The sequence below is a fragment of the Nonomuraea sp. NPDC049152 genome (assembly GCF_040648355.1).
Lineage (GTDB): Bacteria > Actinomycetota > Actinomycetes > Streptosporangiales > Streptosporangiaceae > Nonomuraea.
The window spans coordinates 282,101-297,206 of record NZ_JBEZDO010000001.1; the positions used below are offsets into that span (position 1 = coordinate 282,101).

19 protein-coding genes are annotated in these 15,106 nt (G+C 69.8%); 12 read left to right on the forward strand and 7 right to left on the reverse strand.

The genetic code is table 11. The features are described from left to right. Nucleotides 1–196: 196 nt before the first annotated feature. From arcC to AB0B45_RS01325, 4 genes are all read left to right on the forward strand, one after another. A complete protein-coding gene (gene arcC, locus AB0B45_RS01310) occupies nt 197–1,132 on the forward strand; it encodes a carbamate kinase (protein WP_358123602.1) in 936 nt (311 codons plus the stop codon). Nucleotides 1,133–1,142: 10 nt separating this feature from the next. Then, complete coding sequence (locus AB0B45_RS01315) at nt 1,143–2,567, forward strand: amino acid permease (RefSeq protein WP_358123604.1); 1,425 nt, start codon at nt 1,143–1,145, stop codon at nt 2,565–2,567. Then, on the forward strand, nt 2,564–3,448 hold the full coding sequence (locus AB0B45_RS01320; protein ID WP_358123606.1) for a universal stress protein: 885 nt from the start codon (nt 2,564–2,566) through the stop codon (nt 3,446–3,448). The genes AB0B45_RS01315 and AB0B45_RS01320 overlap by 4 nt, the downstream gene beginning before the upstream one ends. 264 nt (nt 3,449–3,712) lie before the next feature. Next, complete coding sequence (locus AB0B45_RS01325) at nt 3,713–4,207, forward strand: transcriptional regulator (protein WP_026214021.1); 495 nt, start codon at nt 3,713–3,715, stop codon at nt 4,205–4,207. A 274-nt stretch (nt 4,208–4,481) separates the two neighbouring features. Here the strand turns inward: AB0B45_RS01325 and AB0B45_RS01330 are convergent, their stop codons facing one another. Then, complete coding sequence (locus tag AB0B45_RS01330; protein ID WP_358123608.1) at nt 4,482–5,303, reverse strand: MBL fold metallo-hydrolase; 822 nt, start codon at nt 5,301–5,303, stop codon at nt 4,482–4,484. Between the two features lie 50 nt (nt 5,304–5,353). Between AB0B45_RS01330 and AB0B45_RS01335 the strand changes: the two genes are divergently transcribed. Further along, on the forward strand, nt 5,354–5,737 hold the full coding sequence (locus AB0B45_RS01335; RefSeq protein WP_358123610.1) for a MerR family transcriptional regulator: 384 nt from the start codon (nt 5,354–5,356) through the stop codon (nt 5,735–5,737). A 144-nt stretch (nt 5,738–5,881) separates the two neighbouring features. On the opposite strand, the gene AB0B45_RS01340 is transcribed toward AB0B45_RS01335, so the two are convergent. The 4 genes from AB0B45_RS01340 to AB0B45_RS01355 all read right to left on the reverse strand — a co-directional run bounded on the left by AB0B45_RS01340 (nt 5,882) and on the right by AB0B45_RS01355 (nt 9,096). Next, complete coding sequence (locus AB0B45_RS01340; RefSeq protein WP_358123612.1) at nt 5,882–6,535, reverse strand: DUF6801 domain-containing protein; 654 nt, start codon at nt 6,533–6,535, stop codon at nt 5,882–5,884. Nucleotides 6,536–6,800: 265 nt separating this feature from the next. Beyond that, on the reverse strand, nt 6,801–7,247 hold the full coding sequence (locus tag AB0B45_RS01345; RefSeq protein WP_358123614.1) for an SAV_6107 family HEPN domain-containing protein: 447 nt from the start codon (nt 7,245–7,247) through the stop codon (nt 6,801–6,803). A 465-nt stretch (nt 7,248–7,712) separates the two neighbouring features. After that, entirely contained in the window at nt 7,713–7,916 is a 204-nt protein-coding gene (locus tag AB0B45_RS01350) for a ferredoxin (RefSeq protein WP_358123616.1), read from the reverse strand. A gap of 16 nt (nt 7,917–7,932) precedes the next feature. Beyond that, nucleotides 7,933–9,096: a cytochrome P450 gene (locus tag AB0B45_RS01355; RefSeq protein ID WP_358123618.1), complete on the reverse strand. Its 1,164-nt coding sequence runs from the start codon at nt 9,094–9,096 to the stop codon at nt 7,933–7,935. Between the two features lie 82 nt (nt 9,097–9,178). Between AB0B45_RS01355 and AB0B45_RS01360 the strand changes: the two genes are divergently transcribed. The 5 genes from AB0B45_RS01360 (at nt 9,179) to AB0B45_RS01380 (ending at nt 12,093) form a co-directional block, all read left to right on the forward strand. Further along, nucleotides 9,179–9,805: a helix-turn-helix domain-containing protein gene (locus AB0B45_RS01360; protein ID WP_358123620.1), complete on the forward strand. Its 627-nt coding sequence runs from the start codon at nt 9,179–9,181 to the stop codon at nt 9,803–9,805. Between the two features lie 114 nt (nt 9,806–9,919). Continuing rightward, nucleotides 9,920–11,092 carry an ROK family protein gene (locus AB0B45_RS01365; protein ID WP_358123622.1) on the forward strand — a complete coding sequence of 391 codons (1,173 nt, stop codon included), beginning with the start codon at nt 9,920–9,922 and terminating at the stop codon, nt 11,090–11,092. Between the two features lie 194 nt (nt 11,093–11,286). After that, nucleotides 11,287–11,523 carry a hypothetical protein gene (locus AB0B45_RS01370; protein WP_358123624.1) on the forward strand — a complete coding sequence of 79 codons (237 nt, stop codon included), beginning with the start codon at nt 11,287–11,289 and terminating at the stop codon, nt 11,521–11,523. A gap of 66 nt (nt 11,524–11,589) precedes the next feature. Further along, nucleotides 11,590–11,835: a hypothetical protein gene (locus AB0B45_RS01375; protein ID WP_358124750.1), complete on the forward strand. Its 246-nt coding sequence runs from the start codon at nt 11,590–11,592 to the stop codon at nt 11,833–11,835. 90 nt (nt 11,836–11,925) lie between these two features. Beyond that, entirely contained in the window at nt 11,926–12,093 is a 168-nt protein-coding gene (locus AB0B45_RS01380; protein WP_358124753.1) for a hypothetical protein, read from the forward strand. Nucleotides 12,094–12,179: 86 nt separating this feature from the next. Here AB0B45_RS01380 and AB0B45_RS01385 read toward each other — a convergent pair whose 3' ends face one another. Next, nucleotides 12,180–12,995 carry a L,D-transpeptidase family protein gene (locus AB0B45_RS01385; RefSeq protein ID WP_358123626.1) on the reverse strand — a complete coding sequence of 272 codons (816 nt, stop codon included), beginning with the start codon at nt 12,993–12,995 and terminating at the stop codon, nt 12,180–12,182. Nucleotides 12,996–13,092: 97 nt separating this feature from the next. Here AB0B45_RS01385 and AB0B45_RS01390 point away from each other — a divergent pair, with 97 nt between their 5' ends. Further along, nucleotides 13,093–13,572 (forward strand): YbaK/EbsC family protein, encoded by a 480-nt coding sequence (locus AB0B45_RS01390; protein WP_358123628.1) that lies wholly within the window; start codon nt 13,093–13,095, stop codon nt 13,570–13,572. Further along, a complete protein-coding gene (locus tag AB0B45_RS01395) occupies nt 13,569–14,114 on the forward strand; it encodes a GNAT family N-acetyltransferase (protein ID WP_358123630.1) in 546 nt (181 codons plus the stop codon). The genes AB0B45_RS01390 and AB0B45_RS01395 overlap by 4 nt, the downstream gene beginning before the upstream one ends. A 41-nt stretch (nt 14,115–14,155) precedes the next feature. Here AB0B45_RS01395 and metF read toward each other — a convergent pair whose 3' ends face one another. Then, nucleotides 14,156–15,076: a methylenetetrahydrofolate reductase [NAD(P)H] gene (metF, locus tag AB0B45_RS01400; protein ID WP_358123632.1), complete on the reverse strand. Its 921-nt coding sequence runs from the start codon at nt 15,074–15,076 to the stop codon at nt 14,156–14,158. Between the last annotated feature and the right edge of the window lie 30 nt (nt 15,077–15,106).

Below are 15,106 nucleotides of genomic sequence, written 5' to 3' on the forward strand. Positions count from 1 at the left end.
AAACACCATCAAGGCACGCGCACACTGCGCAACCCTGGGGAGCTGACATGCCTTCCATCGGTGCCCTGCGGGCAAACACCATCAAGGCACGCGCACACTGCGCAACCCTGGGGAGCTGACATGCCTTCCATCGGTGCCCTGCGGGCAAACACCATCAAGGCACGCGCACACTGCGCAACCCTGGGGAGCTGACGACATGAGGGTGCTGGTCGCGCTGGGGGGCAACGCGCTCTTGCGGCGCGGCGAGAAGCCGGACGCCGAGACGCAGCAGGCGAACGTGGCCGTGGCGGTCAAGACGCTCGCCAAGGTGGCCGAGCGGCACGAGCTGATCATCACCCACGGGAACGGCCCGCAGGTGGGCCTGCTGGCGGTGGAGAGCGCCGACGACCCCAACCTGACCAAGCCCTACCCGTTCGACACGCTGGGCGCCGAGACCCAGGGCATGATCGGCTACTGGATGCAGCAGGCGCTGCAGAACGGCCTGCCGGGCCGCCAGGTGATCGCGCACGTCACCCAGACCCTGGTGTCGGCCGTCGACCCTGCCTTCCACAATCCGACCAAGTTCGTCGGCCAGGTCTACGACCAGGCCGAGGCGGAGAAACTGGCCGCCGAGTACGGCTGGACCGTCAAGCCCGACGGCCCGTACTGGCGTCGCGTGGTGCCCTCGCCCAAGCCGCAGCGCGTGGTCGAGACGCGGCTGATCCGCAAGCTGGTGCGCGACGGCGTCACCGTCGTGTGCGCGGGAGGCGGCGGCGTGCCCGTCATCCGCGACGAGAACGGACGCCTGTCGGGCGTGGAGGCCGTCATCGACAAGGACCTGACGGGCTCGCTGCTCGCCGAGGCCCTGGAATGCGACGCCTTTCTCATCCTCACCGACGTGCCGCGCGTCATGCGGGACTTCGGCACTCCCCAGCAGACCGAGATCGCCCACACCACCCCGCACGAGCTGCGTTCGATCGACTTCCCCGCCGGGTCCATGGGCCCGAAGGTGGAGGCGGTCTGCAGGTTCGTGGAGACGACGGGTGACATGGCCGCGATCGGGAAGCTGGACCAGGCCTTGGAGATCCTGGACGGCAAGGCGGGCACGATCGTCACGCCCAACGCCACCTGGCCGCTGTCCAGCACTTTGTAAGGAGGGGCCCGTGGGGTTGGCCGAGCGACTGTTCCGCATCAAGCCCACCGACGAGATCGTGGCGGAGGCCGGGCACGGAGAGGGCGGCGAGCTGCGCCGCACCATGACCCTCTGGCAGCTGACGCTGTTCAGCGTCGGCGCCACGCTCGGCACGGGGATCTTCGTCATCCTCGGCCAGGCGGTGCCGAAGGCGGGACCCGCGGTGGTGCTGGCCTTCGTGCTGGCCGCCGTCACCGCGCTGTTCTCGGCGCTGTCCTACGCCGAGCTGGCAGGGACGATCCCCGTGTCGGGCTCGTCCTACTCCTACGCCTACGCCACGCTCGGGGAGATCGTGGCGTGGGTGTGCGGCTGGTGCCTGATGCTGGAGTACGCGGTCTCCGTGGCGGCCGTGGCCGTGGGATGGGGCGAGTACGTCAACCGCTTCCTCGAAGGCGCCTTCGGCTGGACGCTGCCGGCCGCGATCACCCACTCCCCCGGCAACCAGGGCGGTGTGATCAATGTCACGGCCATCGCGATCGTCGTGCTGGCCACCTGGCTGCTGCTGCGCGGCACCTCCGAGTCGGCCACGGCGAATATGATCTTCGTGTACATCAAGGTCGCGGTGCTGATCTTCTTCTGCGTGGTCGCCTTCACCGCCTTCAACGCGGGCAACTTCACCCCCTTCGCCCCGCTGGGCGTGGCCGGCATCACCGCCGCCGCCTCCCAGGTGTTCTTCTCCTACATCGGCTTCGACGCCGCCTCCACCGCGGGCGAGGAGGCCAAGAACCCCAAGCGGGACCTGCCACTGGCGATCATTCTGTCCCTGGCCATCGTCACGGTGATCTACGTCCTGGTCGCCATGGCCGCGATCGGCGCCATGCCGTGGACCGACTTCGACCCCGACAACACAGAGGCCAGCCTGGCCCTCATCGTCGACCTGGCCACCGGCGCCACCTGGCCTGGGCTGATCGTCTCCTTCGGCGCGGTCATCGCGATCGCCAGCGTCGTCATCACCGTGCTGTACGGCCAGACCCGCATCCTGTTCGCGATGTCGCGCGACGGGCTGATCCCCAAGATCTTCGAGAAGGTCAACCCACGCCGCCAGGTGCCCGTCGCCAACACGCTCATCGTCTGCCTGTTCGTCGCCGTGCTCGCCGGGCTCGTGCCGCTCGGGCAGCTGGCCGAGGCGACCAGCATCGGCACGCTGTTCGCCTTCGCCATCGTCAACGTCGGCGTGCTGGTGCTCCGCCGTACCCGACCCGACCTGCCGCGCACCTTCCGCACGCCGCTGTTCCCCGTCACACCGGTCCTCGGCGTGATCTTCTGCCTGATCCTCATGTACGAGCTGGCCTGGGTCACCTGGGTGGCGTTCCTGCTGTGGACGGCAGGAGGTCTGCTGGCCTACTTCCTGTACGGCTACAGCCATTCGCGGCTCAACACCGGGAGCGTCCGATGAAGCTCAAGCACGTCCTCGCCGGATTCCTGCCCGACCCCCGTGGCCACGACGGCCTGGCGCTCGCCGAACTGCTGGCCGAGCAGGCGGGAGCGCGCCTGACCGTCGCCACGATCCTGCCCCCGCCGTGGACCACTCCTGGCCCAGGCAAGGCCGACGAGAGCGCGTGGCGCTCCTACCTCATGGAGCAGGTCGAGGTGGGCTTCGAGCAGGCGCGGCAGCGGCTGGGCGAGCGGGCCGAGTACGTCTCCCACTTCCACAGGGGCAGCGGGCGCGGGCTGGTGGAGGTGGCGCGCGCCTCCGACGCCGACGTCGTGGTGATCGGCTCAGGCCCGCGAGGGGCCAAGGGGCGCATCTCCCTCGGCAGCACGGCCGACCAACTCCTGCACGCCTCTCCCGTGCCGGTGCTGCTGACCCCCAAGGGCTACGCCGAGCATCCGCCAGGGCGGATCGAACGGTTGACCGTGGCCTACCGGCGCGCTCCCACCTGCGACGCGGCTCTCACGGTCGCCGCGACCGGCGCCACCACGCTGGCCGTACCGCTGCGCCTGGTGACGCTGGTGGTCGGCACCGGCCGAGCCAAGATCGAGCAGCGGATGATGGACGGCCTGCGCGCCCAGGCCATGACCGACCTGGAGAAGGCGGCCTCGGGACGGCGGCCCGAGGTGGCGGTCGAGACGGTGGAGGGCAGGAACGTCGCTCTGGCCATGGGCCAGACGGACTGGCTGGAGGGCGAGCTGATCATCCTTGCCTCCAGCGATTCGGGACCCCTGCGGCGGGTCTTCCTCGGCGACACATCGGTCAAGATCATAAGGGCCGCGCCGCGTCCTGTCCTCGTTCTGACCAGACAGCCCCTCAGTTCTCGGCAAACAGTGACGAAGTAGTGTTACGCAAGGGACAATGGAGACGTTTGAGGCGGACCCTCGCGGACCGGATTCGGCATCTTTTTTCCAATCAGCTTGACCTTAGGCGTCCACCGCTTTACCGTCACTGTCCGTAACCACACCTCGCGGCGTTCTGGGGTAAACCCAGTGGCTCGGCTACCGAAGGTGCCTGTGCAGGCACCCACCCCCCGGTGGTCCAGGCAATCGTCGCAAGGGAGCACAATTTACTGAGAGCAGCACATACAAGAGCCGGGGGGCCACACGATGCCGTCTGAGTACGCCAAGTCGCTGGGTGCAAGACTCCGCGCCATCCGCACCCAGCAGGGCCTGTCCCTGCATGGAGTCGAAGAGAAGTCGCGTGGACGCTGGAAAGCCGTCGTCGTGGGTTCCTACGAGCGTGGTGACAGGGCGGTCACGGTGCAGAAGCTTGCCGAGCTTGCCGACTTCTACGGCGTGCCGGTTTCCGAACTGCTGCCCGGGGGTGCGGCGCCCAGCCCGCTCGGGCCTACGCCGAAGCTTGTGATCGACCTGGAGCGCCTGGCGACGCTACCCAAGGAGAAGGCGGGGGCTCTGGCACGCTACGCGGCCACCATTCAGAGCCAGCGTGGCGACTACAACGGCAAGGTCCTTTCCATCCGCCAGGAGGACCTGCGTTCGCTTGCCGTCATCTATGACAAGTCGCCCAGTGAGCTGACCGAGGAGCTCATCAGCTGGGGCGTGCTGGACGCGGAGGCCCGCAGGGCCGTCGAGTCCTTCTAAAGACTCTTGTAGGCGCGGGTGGGGCGCTTCCTGGGTGATCCCGGGAAGCGCCCCTTTCGTCGGCCTCCCCCAGCGGCTATGGACCTTCGCGACGGGGCGCGCTGCGCGCGTGAGGGCTCGGGCCGGCCTCTCGTGGGAGCCGAGCTCCCCCGCACCGGGGTGGCCTGCCTGCCCCCGGACCCCGCGTCCTCGGTCTCGTTCGGCCGTGCCAGGCGTTCGCGTTGACGGTCGATCGGCTTGCGGAATCCTTTCCCGGGCCGTGTCAGGAGCCTGGTCAGGCGGATCCGATATGGCGGGCGAACTCCCACGGGTCATGCGCGGAGAACACCCGCACCTCGTCGGAGTGGTCGCGCACCAGTTCTCGCAGCCGCTCCTGGTTGGCCACTCGCAGTTCGGCGTCCACCTGCGAGTCGAGCTGCACGAAGTCGAACAGCGGGTGCGACTCGGGAGCCGTCGGGTCGACCTCCTTGTGGTAGAAGTACGCGTCGCCCGCGTGCAGCCACCACCCGTCCCCGTCCCCGTCCCTGACGGCCACGGCCGCGTGCCCGGCCGTGTGTCCGCCCAGCGGCACGAGAAGGAAGTCCGGCGACAGCCCGCGTAGCGGCTGGGCGCCCGCGAAGCCGTACCACTCCTCCCCCGCGCCCGTGCCGTACAGCTGCCAGTTGGGTCCGTGCGCCCAGTGGGCGGGGCGATAGCGGCGGCTCGGCGCCTCGGCCATCGCCGCCGCGTGCTCGGCGTCCATGACGTGCACTTCGGCATCGGGGAAGTCGGGCAGCCCTCCCGCGTGGTCGACGTCGAGGTGGGTCAGCACGATGTGGCGCACGTCCGCGGGGTCGTGGCCGAGGTCGGTCAGCCGGCGGAGCGCGGTCTCGCCCCTGTCGAGCCTGGGGGCGACCAGCTCCACCCACTCGGGGTCGAGCACCCGGCCGGGCTGTTCGACAGAGTCGACGCCGAGGCCCGTCTCGACCAGGACGAGGCCGTGGGCCTCGGTCTCGACCAGCAGCGCGTGGCTGACGGCGGCGGCCGGTTCGAGGCCTTCGTAGGTGGGGTCGACGGTACGCATGGAGGCCAGGTTCAGATGGTGAACTTTCGTCATGCCCCTAGACTGCGACTTGAAGCGCGGTTCAAGTCAAGGGGGCGTCACGGATGCTGCTCGACATCGGCGAAGTGGCCCAGCGGTCGGGTCTCGCGGCCTCTGCGCTGCGGTTCTACGAGCGCAAGGGGCTGATCAGCGCGACAGGACGGAACGGGATCAGGCGGACGTACGAACCGGAGACGCTCAGCCGGCTGGCGTTGATCGCCTGTGCGAGGAGCGCGGGGTTCACGTTGACGGAGATCGGCCGGCTGCTGCACGCCAAGCCGTCCGACGACGCGCTGCGCGAGCGGATGGCGGAGAAGGCCGGCGAACTCGACGACCGCATCGCGCAGCTCACCAGGATGCGCGACAGCCTGCGCCACGCCGCCTCGTGCACGCACGACCCGCTCATCGCCTGCCCGGAGTTCAAGCAGGTGGTCCAAGGGGCCGAATGACGACGGCCATGACGTTTCAGACGGCGGGCGGCCCTCCCGGCGTCCGCCAGTCGATCATCACCGGGCCCCGCGGCCTGAGCATCACGTTCTCCTGACACAGGTCGCGGTGGAGCACGCGACGGCCGACGAGGCCCGAGCGGCTGCTCAGATGACGATGTTCGTGGTGGCGATGGCGTGAGAAGGCAACGGTCCCTGGCAGACCACTGGCAGTGACTTGGCGACATTGCCGCCGTAGGCGTTGTACAGGTTCAGGGAGAAGCCGGAAGAGACAAGGTCGATCGTGACGGCGCCGCTGCCGGCGGCCACCCAGGGGCCGATTCTGGGGGGCACGGGCAGCGCCATGACGGCGGGCTGGCCCTCGTTCAGCGGGGCCCGCGGCAACAGCAGCGTCGCCCCGTCCGCGATGTCCAAGAAGGGTGGGGTGGCATTGGTCGCAGTGACACGTAGCGCGGTGATACTGCCGTCGACGCTGCTGGCTCTCAGGCCCCTCAGAGCGTCGACGGTGTCGGCGGGGATGGTGAGGCTGATGCGCTCGGTGGTCATGTCGAATGCCTGACGGGAGGCGAGCTGCGGAGGCACGGTGCCGGTCACATCGATCGCGAACGGCTTGCCGCCCAGGACCGGGAGCGCGCAGGTGACATCCGCGGGAGCGTGACGGGCCGTGGTCCCGGTTGGGACCGGCTGCGGCGGGTGCGGCTTGGCCCCGGGGCCTCCCAGTAGCGTGAGCGCTGTCACGCCTGCGGCCGCCACAGCCTTTGAACGGGTCCGACCTGCCGACGCCATCATGTGTGCCCTCATCCTCCACGAGCGATCGCCTTAGGTGACGATTAGATCACGCAGAGTGTTGAGCGGAGATGGTTGCCGCCTCGTGGCCTTCGAGACGCACACGATCCACCGGCTCCGAAGACCTCGAAGTCATGCCCGCCCGGCGCGGGACTCAGGAGGGGAGGTCCGGCTCGCGGAGGGATCGAGCCGGACGGCTGTGGGGCGTTTCATCCTCCCACCGACGAGAATGACGCGACCGGCCGCAGGTGAAGCCTGGGGGAACCGGGATGCGGGACCCTCAGCCCGCCAGGGGGACGTTGACGGGAAGGGCGGGTTGCCCGGGGATGCCGAGGAGCTCCTCGACCGTGGCGACGAACGTCTCCGCCTCGGCCATGAGCTCGTCGGCGTCGGCCGTGGTCACGCCGCGGACCATGCCCGCCTCCGCGGCCGCGCGCTTGGCGGCGCTGATCGAGAAGTACGTCGCCCACTCGGCGAGCCTGGGCTCGGCCTCGGGCAGCAGCTCCCACGCGCTGCGCAACCTGCGCCTGCGCCCCTCCATCGGGCGGGGACGCGCGGCCAGGATCGCCGCCGCCGCGCGCAGCGCGGCGAGGTGTGCGGCGACGTAGCGGGTGGCGGGGGTGCGGGCCGTCACGGCGTCGGCCAGGCAGGTGCGTGAGTCGGTGAGGTGCGCCCTGACTGCGGGCGACAGGCGGGGCCCGTGCGTGTCACTGAGCCTTGTCGTCATGCCAGCCTCCTTTGAGGGGTCTTGGCGGCACCCGGCGTTTCCGCCGGTGGAGCCAACACTTGCAGACCCCACCGACATTTCCGCCGGGCGACCGGACGAGGAGCTTCCCCTCTCCCCGTCCGGTCAAGGCGCGCCCACTCGTCTCCGCCGACGACGAGGACGCGCCCTTCGCCCGTGGAACCCGACCGCGGGCCCCGCATGGGGGTAGCGGGAGCCCGCGACCAGGTTCTTCGACGTGAGCCGCGAGCCTCACGCCACTCCGTCGAACATAATTTCGACGACCTGGAATGTCAACCAATTCCGCGAACACAGGTTCGATCAACCGGCTTGACCTGCGACGCGAGGACCGTGGAAAGGCACAGCACGGGCGTGGCCGAACCCGCGGACGCGGGTTCGGCCACGGAGTTCGGCGTGCGAGTGCGATGACGTCGGAAGGACGCGGCATGACCGCGGCCGTCCGAGAGGTCAGCGAGTCTGATCCGCGCGGGTGATGGCGCCGGAAGGGCAGAGCGTGAGCGCGCGGGCGACCGCGGCCTCGGCCTCAGGGGGCACCTCGGCGACCTTCAACAGGACCAGGCCCTCGTCCTCGTCCTGGTCGAACACCAGCGGCGCCGTCAGCACGCACATGCCTGCGCCGATGCACACGCCTCTGTCGGCGTTGACCTTCACCAAGCCACCTCCAGCTTCACCAGGCCACCCTCAGGGAGTGGACGCCGTAGATGCTCATATCCGTGCGCATCGGCACCTCGTCGGCGGGGACCGCCAGCCGGAGCGAGGGGAGGCGCTTGAGCAGGGCGGGGTAGGCGACGCGCATCTCGATCCTGGCCAGCTGCTGCCCGAGGCACTGGTGGATGCCGTGCCCGAAGGTCAGGTGACCGCTCGCGGGTCGCCGCACGTCCAGGACCGCGGGGTCGGGGAAGCGCGCGGGGTCGCGGTTGGCGGCGGGGATGGACAGCGCGACGCAGTCCCCGGCCTTGATGAGCGTGTCCGCGATGGTGACGTCCTCCGTGGCGGTCCTCGTCGGGCCGAAATGGATGATCGACAGGTAGCGGAGCAGCTCCTCCACCGCGTTGTCGATCACGGAGGGGTCGTCGCGGACGATCGCGAGCTGGTCCGGGTTCTGCAGCAGCGCGAACGTGCCGAGCCCGAGCATGTTGGCGGTCGTCTCGTGCCCTGCCACCAGCAGCAGGAAGCCCATGCCCGCGATCTCGTCGTCGTTCAGCTCACCCCCTGCGATCAGCCCGGTGAGCATGTCGTTCTCCGGCTCGACCCGCTTGCGCGCGATGAGGGTGTAGAAGTACTTGATCAGGTCGCCGACCTTCGCCGCCATCTCCTCGGGGGAGCTCTCCAGCCTCAGCAGCTGTGACGAGTCGCGCTGGAACTGCTCCCTGTCCTCGTACGGCACGCCGAGCAGCTCGCAGATGACCAGCGACGGGATCGGCAGCGCGAAGGATCGCACCAGGTCGGTGGGCGGCCCCTCGCGTTCCATGTCGTCGAGGCAGTCCGCGGCGATCTCCTCGATGCGGGACCTGAGCAGGTTCATCCTGCGCACGGTGAACTGCCCGGTGAGCAGCCGGCGGTAGTGCGTGTGGTCGGGCGCGTCCATGCGAAGGAAGAACCCCGGCGGCACCTCCCCCTCCGGCAGCCGCCGCGACATGAGGAGCGGATGCAGGCGCTGGGGGTTGGTGCTGAACCTGGGATCGGCCAGTACGGCACGACCCGCCGCGTGCCCTGTCACGAGCCAGCCCTGGTGCCCGTCCGCGAACGTCAGCGGCTGCACAGGCGCGGGATCGTCGAACAGCTCGTCGGGCGGATCGAACGTGCGCTGGCGGCTCATCGGGTAGGTCATTCCGCACTCCTTCGTGAGATCGACACTCCTCCAGAAAACATCATCGAATGCAAAAATTCAATCAGTGCAGTACATTAGTTCCATGATGGACGATGCAGGGCTTAGAGCGCGCAAAAAGGCCAAAACCCGGCGCGCTCTCGTCGAGGGCGCGATGCGGCTGTTCGCCGAGAAGGGGTTCGAGCAGACCACGCTCGCGGAGATAGCCGCCTCGGCCGAGGTGTCGACGCGCACGTTCTTCAGCTACTTCGCAGGCAAGGAGGAGGTCGTCTTCTTCGACGCCGAGGAGCGTCTCGACAGGACCCTCGCCATCGTCGGGCACAGGCGAGAGGGCGAGTCGGTGACGCAGTTGCTCCTGCGGGTGGTCGAAGCGGGCGCGACCTGGGACGACGACCTCGCCACCCGGCTCGCGGCCGAGCGCTTCCGGCTGGTGATGACGGTGCCCGCGCTCCAGGCGAGGGCGCTCCACCTGCTGTTCGACAGCCAGCGGCGGGTGGCCGAAGCGCTGTGCGCGGCCTATCCGGACGAGCTCGACTCGGTGTCGGCGGCGGCGGCCGTGGGGGCGATGGTCGGCGCGGCGAAGCTGGCGGCCGTCATGAGCCTGGCGAAGGGCGAGCCGTACGAGGCGGCGTGGAAGGCGGTGCGCAAGGCGGCCCAGGTCGTCGCGAGCGGGCTCGACTCGCTCGGCCGCCCCGCGAGACAGCCCGTCTGACCCTCAGCGGACACGCCACCCGGGCATCAGCCTCCGGAGAGGCCGTCTGACGCGTCGCGCTGACACGCCCGCAATTCAATTCTTGAGGAAGTTAATTAGTGCTAACATGCGTCCATGCCTGCTCCTGAGCGCCGGCCCGAACCACTCACCAGCCCAGCCGCCGCCACGGTCTTCACCATGGTCCTCACGCAGGGCCCGGTCTCGCGGGTGGAGATCGCCCGCCGTACGGGGCTGTCGTCGGCGGCGGTGACCAAGTCGGCGCGGCCGTTCATCGAGGCGGGCTATCTGGAGGAGCTGGGGGCCACCGAGCGCACGGGGCCGGGCGCGGGACGGCCCGCCAGCCCGCTGGCGATCAGGCCCGACAGGGAGTTCTTCGCGGGCGTGAAGATCACCGAGGACGAGCTGATCGGCGTCGTCACCGACCTGCGGGCACAGGTGCTGGTGTCCGCGCACAAGCCGCTGACCGGCTACTCCGTCGAGCAGGTGGTGGCCGAGATCGCGGACCTGGTCGCCGGCCTGCTGGCGACCTCCCCCTCGTACGGCGAGCGCTGCCACTCCCTCGGACTCGCCGTCTCGGGCGACGTCGACAGGGCCACGGGCCTCGTGCGCTACTCCCCCTTCCTCGGCTGGCGGCAGGTCCCGATGGCCGCCCTGGTGTCGCGGGCGACCGGGCTGAGCGTGACGGTGGAGAACGACGTCAAGTCCCTGACCGTGGCCGAGCAGTGGTTCGGCGAGGGCATAGGCGCCTCCTCGTTCGCCCTGGTCACCGTCGGGGTCGGCATCGGCTGCGGTCTCGTGATCAACGACCAGGTGGTGGCGGGCGCGCACGGGGTGGCGGGCGAGATCGGCCACATCCCCATCAGCGGCGAGGACCCGCCGTGCCACTGCGGGGGGCGCGGCTGCGTGGAGGCGGTCGCGGGCACCGCGCCCATCCTCGAGGCCGCCCGCGCCGCCACGGGCGACCCCGAGCTGACGATCGACGGGGCGATCGCGGCCGCGCACGCGGGCGACGAGGTGACCAGGGCCGTGTTCGCCAGAGCGGGCCGCGCCATCGGCCTGGCGATGGCGGCGATGGCCAACCTGGTGGGCCCCGAACGCATCATCGTGACCGGGGACGTGGTCGGTCTCGCCGCCTACGACCTGTTCGAGGAGCAGATCACCGCCTCGTTCGCCGGCCAGGCCTTCGGCGCCGCGGCCGACTGCAGGCTGATCCTGCGGCCGAGGCCCTTCGAGCAGTGGGCCCGCGGCGCCGCCGCGGTCGCCATCCAGACGCTCTTCACGCTCTAGGTCTCCACACCCCACGTCTCCACACCCCGGGTCTCCACACCCCAGATCCCCACACCCCACGTCTCTCCACACCCCACGTCTCTCCACACCCCACGTCTCTCCACACCCCACGTCTCTCCACACCCCGGGTCTCTCTCCCAGATCTCCACCCCCGTCTCCACACGACAGGCCTCCACTCTTCGGGAAGGATGCCCTTGACGACCACGCAGATCTGGCAGCCGCACGACCAGGCGGGCGGCGAGCTCCGGATGACCGAGATCCCCGCGGGGCGGCTCGTCATGGAAGCCACCTCCACCTCCGCGCTCACGTGGAACGTCAGGGAAAGCCCGGAGGGCGTCCAGGAGGTCCTGGTAAGGCCCGCGGTCACCCGGAGTGGTCAGGCTCGCCTGGCGGCTCCCCTGCGCGGACGTGACGGCCTACTGGAGCCATGACAGCAACGAGCACAGGGGCCTGCCGCCGTTCTGGCGCAAGCCGCGCGGCTGCCGGCTGAGGCGCTGGTGGAGCTGCGACAGCCGTACACCAGCCCTGGGCTGTGGCCGTACGCGACCATGATCCGCGCCTCCGACTGCCCGCTCAGCCCCGCGCACAACCGGCAGCGCACGGTCGACCTGCGGCTGATCGCAGGGCCGCTGGCCGTCCACGCGGACATGATGATGTGGCACGAGGACGAGAGCCCGGCGCGGGTGGCGGTGCAGCTGTTCGCGGTGCCGCAGATCTCGGTGGACCTCGCCGCGAGGCCGTAGAACGGGGCGGTCTCAAAGTAGCGGATGCCCGCCTCCCACGCCGCCTCGACGACCGCGTCGGCCTGGGCTTCCGAGATGGGTCGCAGGTAGTTGCCGAGGGGCCCGCCCCCGAGGCCGAGGGCGGGCAGCTTCACGCGCGCTCGTTCGATCCTGATCGGGGCGCACACACCCGAGCAGGTCACCTCCAACGTGGCCGACTTCCACCGGCCGATCCCCGAGGCCCTCTGGCGGGAACTCGACGTGATCGGCGCGCCGTGACGGCGGGGACCGGAGTCCCGCTGGGCGCGCCCTCGACGGACGCGCGCCCAGCGGCGGCGGAGGCGCCAGACCGGCGTGCCGTGCGGCTATCGCCTGAAACGGCCGCGGACGTGCACGGGCACGCCCTTGCCGAGCATCCCTGGCAGCACCTCCGCGACGTTCATCGGCAGCCGCACGCAGCCGTGGGAGGCCGGGTACAGCGGCACCGAGAGCGCCCCGTGGAAGGCGATGCCGCCGTTGAAGAAGATCGGGTTGTAGAGCTGGCCCAGGTACGACTTGTGCCAGCCCGACGCCCGCCACGTCGTCTTGAAGTCGCCCGCCGGCGTGCTGGCCGACCCGCAGAACCGCTGCGACTTGCCCTGCCACACGGCCGTCTCGCAGTACGGCACGCCGCTGCCCGACGAGGTGTGGGAGATCAGCTTCACCTGGCCGTCGACGTAGTAGACCATGAGCTGCTTGGCCAGGTTCACCTCGACTCTGGTGGACTTGCCGTTCTTGACCAGGATCTGCGGCGACTTCGGGTCCTCCAGCGCGGCCCACATGCGCTTGCCGATGGTGCTGGACGGCTTGATCCCGTTGACCTTCTGGAACGCCCACACGGCGGCGAGCGTGGTGCCGCCGTACCTGCCGTCGGGCTTGCCCGGCATGTAGCTGAGCTCCTTGAGCCGCGTCTGCAGCCACACGACCGCGGCGCCCTTGGAGCCGAGTTTCAGCATCTTGTCAGGCGCGGTGACGGTCTTGTCCACCTGCGCGATCGCGCCCGCCGCCGCGACGGGCGAGGCGATGCGCGCGACCGCGGCGGCAGGCCGCGTCTCCTGCGGGACAGCCGAGCCGCACGCTGAGAGAACGACGGTGCCCACCGTCAAGAGAGCAGCCAGGCCGAGCTGGCGTCGAGCTCCCATGCATCCATCCCCTCAAATGATTAACAATCGAATCAAAGGACCCTAGCGCACCACCATGGACCGGCAATTCTTGGGTCAATCTGTTTAGAGTGGGCGCATGCCCGAAAAGTTCTTGCACCCGAATGCTGTTCGCGTGGCATCCGCCTTGCGTGAGCTCGGCGCCCCGGGGGAGATCGTGGTCCTGCCTGAGTCGGCGCCCACGGCCACCGCGGCGGCCTCCCAGCTGGGCTGCGAGGTAGGCGCCATCGCCAACAGCCTGATCTTCGACGCCGACGGCACGCCCCTGCTGGTTCTGACCAGCGGCGCGCACCGCGTGGACGTCGAGCTGATCGCCCGCACAGCGGGGGTTCAGCGGGTGCGCAGGGCCACTCCCGAGTTCGTGCGCGAGGCGACGGGGCAGCCCATCGGCGGCGTCGCGCCCGTCGGGCATCCCGCCCCCATCCGCACGTTCGTCGACACGTGGCTGGACAAGCACGACGAGGTGTGGGCCGCGGGCGGGCACCCGCACACCGTCTTCCCCACGACGTTCGACGAGCTTGTCCGCATCACCGGCGGCACGGCGGTCGAGGTCGAGTGACCGCGATCCGCGGCACGGGGCCTGCGGAGTTCACCGACTGTCTCGACACGGTGATGGGCATCTACACCGCCGCCATGAACCCGCCGGTCGACCAGATCGCGGGCAGGCGGGCGATCATGCGCGGGCACGGCGCCAACCCGGCCTTCCGCTGCCTGTTCGCCGAGCTGCCCGACGGCCACGCCGTGGCCTTCGCCTACGGCTTCCACGGCCAGGCGGGACAGTGGTGGCACGACGTCGTCTACCGCGCGCTGCTCGAAAGGTCGGGCATCGGGGTGGCCGACGCGTGGCTCGGCGACTCGCTGGAGCTGGCCGAGATCCACGTCCACCCCGACTACCAGGGCAAGGGCATCGGCAGGGCGCTCATCCACGCCCTGTGCGAGGGGCGTCCCGAGCGGTCGGCCGTCCTGTCCACGCACGACCAGCCGACCGTGGCCAGGCATCTCTACCGGGCGCTGGGCTTCACCGACCTGCTCACCCAGTTCGTCTTCCCCGGGGGCTACGAGCACTACGCGATCGCGGGCACGCCGCTGCCTCTCCGCTGATCCCAAACGCCGGGGGCCTTCGGGAAAGCCCCCGGACGGTGTCAGGCGGACAGGGCGGCGGGCTGGAGCAGCTGGAAGACCTCGCGCGTCGCGCTCGACCTGTTGAAGGTGATGAAGTGGATGCCGGGCGCGCCCTCGTCGAGCAGCCGCTGGCACAGCTCGGCGCCGTGATCGATGCCCAGCTGCCGGACCGCGGCGGGATCGTCGGCCACGGCCTCGAAGCGGGCGGCGACATCGGGCGGGAACGGCGCGCCCGACAGCTGCTCGGACCTGGCGATCGTGCTCATCTTCGTGACGGGCATGATGCACGGGATGATCGGGGTGTCGCAGCCGCGCGCGGCCACCCTGTCCCTGAGCCTGAGGTAGTCGTCGGCCTGGAAGAACATCTGGGTGATCGCGTAGTCGGCGCCCGCCGCGCACTTCCTGACGAAGTGCTCGGTGTCGCTCTCGATGGACGGCGAGCGCGGGTGCTTGTAGGGGAAGGCCGCGACGCCGACGCAGAAGTCTCCCGCCTGGCGGATCAGCTTGACCAGCTCCTCGGCGTAGAGCACGCCTTCGGGATGCTGGGTCCACTCGCCGTTGGGGTCGCCCGGCGGGTCGCCGCGGACGGCCAGGATGTTGCGCACCCCCGCGTCGGCGAAGCGCCCGACCAGGTGGCGGAGCTCACGGATGGAGTGGTTGACCGCGGTGAAATGCGCCACAGGCGTGAGCGTCGTCTCGTGGGCCAGCCGCTCGACGATGTCGACGGTGCGGTCCCTGGTGGAGCCGCCCGCGCCGTACGTCACGGACACGAAGGTCGGCCGCAGCGCCTCCAGCTCCCTGATGGACCGCCAGAGCTGGCGCTCGCCCTCCTCGTTCTTCGGCGGGAAGAACTCGAAGGAGAAGGAACGGCCGCCAGAGGCGAGCAGATCGCGGACCGTGGGGACGCGATCGGGAAGGACGGAGGGTCGACCCAGAGCCATATGTCAAGGCTACCGGTACGGGGGCGGGCG

Excerpts from the sequence above, each read along its gene's own strand:
- arcC (WP_358123602.1), top strand. The coding sequence starts at position 197 with ATGAGGGTGCTGGTCGCGCTGGGGGGCAACGCGCTCTTGCGGCGCGGC.
- AB0B45_RS01320 (WP_358123606.1), top strand. The coding sequence starts at position 2,564 with ATGAAGCTCAAGCACGTCCTCGCCGGATTCCTGCCCGACCCCCGTGGC.
- AB0B45_RS01325 (WP_026214021.1), top strand. The coding sequence starts at position 3,713 with ATGCCGTCTGAGTACGCCAAGTCGCTGGGTGCAAGACTCCGCGCCATC.
- AB0B45_RS01330 (WP_358123608.1), bottom strand. The coding sequence starts at position 5,303 with ATGACGAAAGTTCACCATCTGAACCTGGCCTCCATGCGTACCGTCGAC.
- AB0B45_RS01335 (WP_358123610.1), top strand. The coding sequence starts at position 5,354 with ATGCTGCTCGACATCGGCGAAGTGGCCCAGCGGTCGGGTCTCGCGGCC.
- AB0B45_RS01340 (WP_358123612.1), bottom strand. The coding sequence starts at position 6,535 with ATGAGGGCACACATGATGGCGTCGGCAGGTCGGACCCGTTCAAAGGCT.
- AB0B45_RS01345 (WP_358123614.1), bottom strand. The coding sequence starts at position 7,247 with ATGACGACAAGGCTCAGTGACACGCACGGGCCCCGCCTGTCGCCCGCA.
- AB0B45_RS01355 (WP_358123618.1), bottom strand. The coding sequence starts at position 9,096 with ATGACCTACCCGATGAGCCGCCAGCGCACGTTCGATCCGCCCGACGAG.
- AB0B45_RS01360 (WP_358123620.1), top strand. The coding sequence starts at position 9,179 with ATGATGGACGATGCAGGGCTTAGAGCGCGCAAAAAGGCCAAAACCCGG.
- AB0B45_RS01365 (WP_358123622.1), top strand. The coding sequence starts at position 9,920 with ATGCCTGCTCCTGAGCGCCGGCCCGAACCACTCACCAGCCCAGCCGCC.
- AB0B45_RS01385 (WP_358123626.1), bottom strand. The coding sequence starts at position 12,995 with ATGGGAGCTCGACGCCAGCTCGGCCTGGCTGCTCTCTTGACGGTGGGC.
- AB0B45_RS01390 (WP_358123628.1), top strand. The coding sequence starts at position 13,093 with ATGCCCGAAAAGTTCTTGCACCCGAATGCTGTTCGCGTGGCATCCGCC.
- metF (WP_358123632.1), bottom strand. The coding sequence starts at position 15,076 with ATGGCTCTGGGTCGACCCTCCGTCCTTCCCGATCGCGTCCCCACGGTC.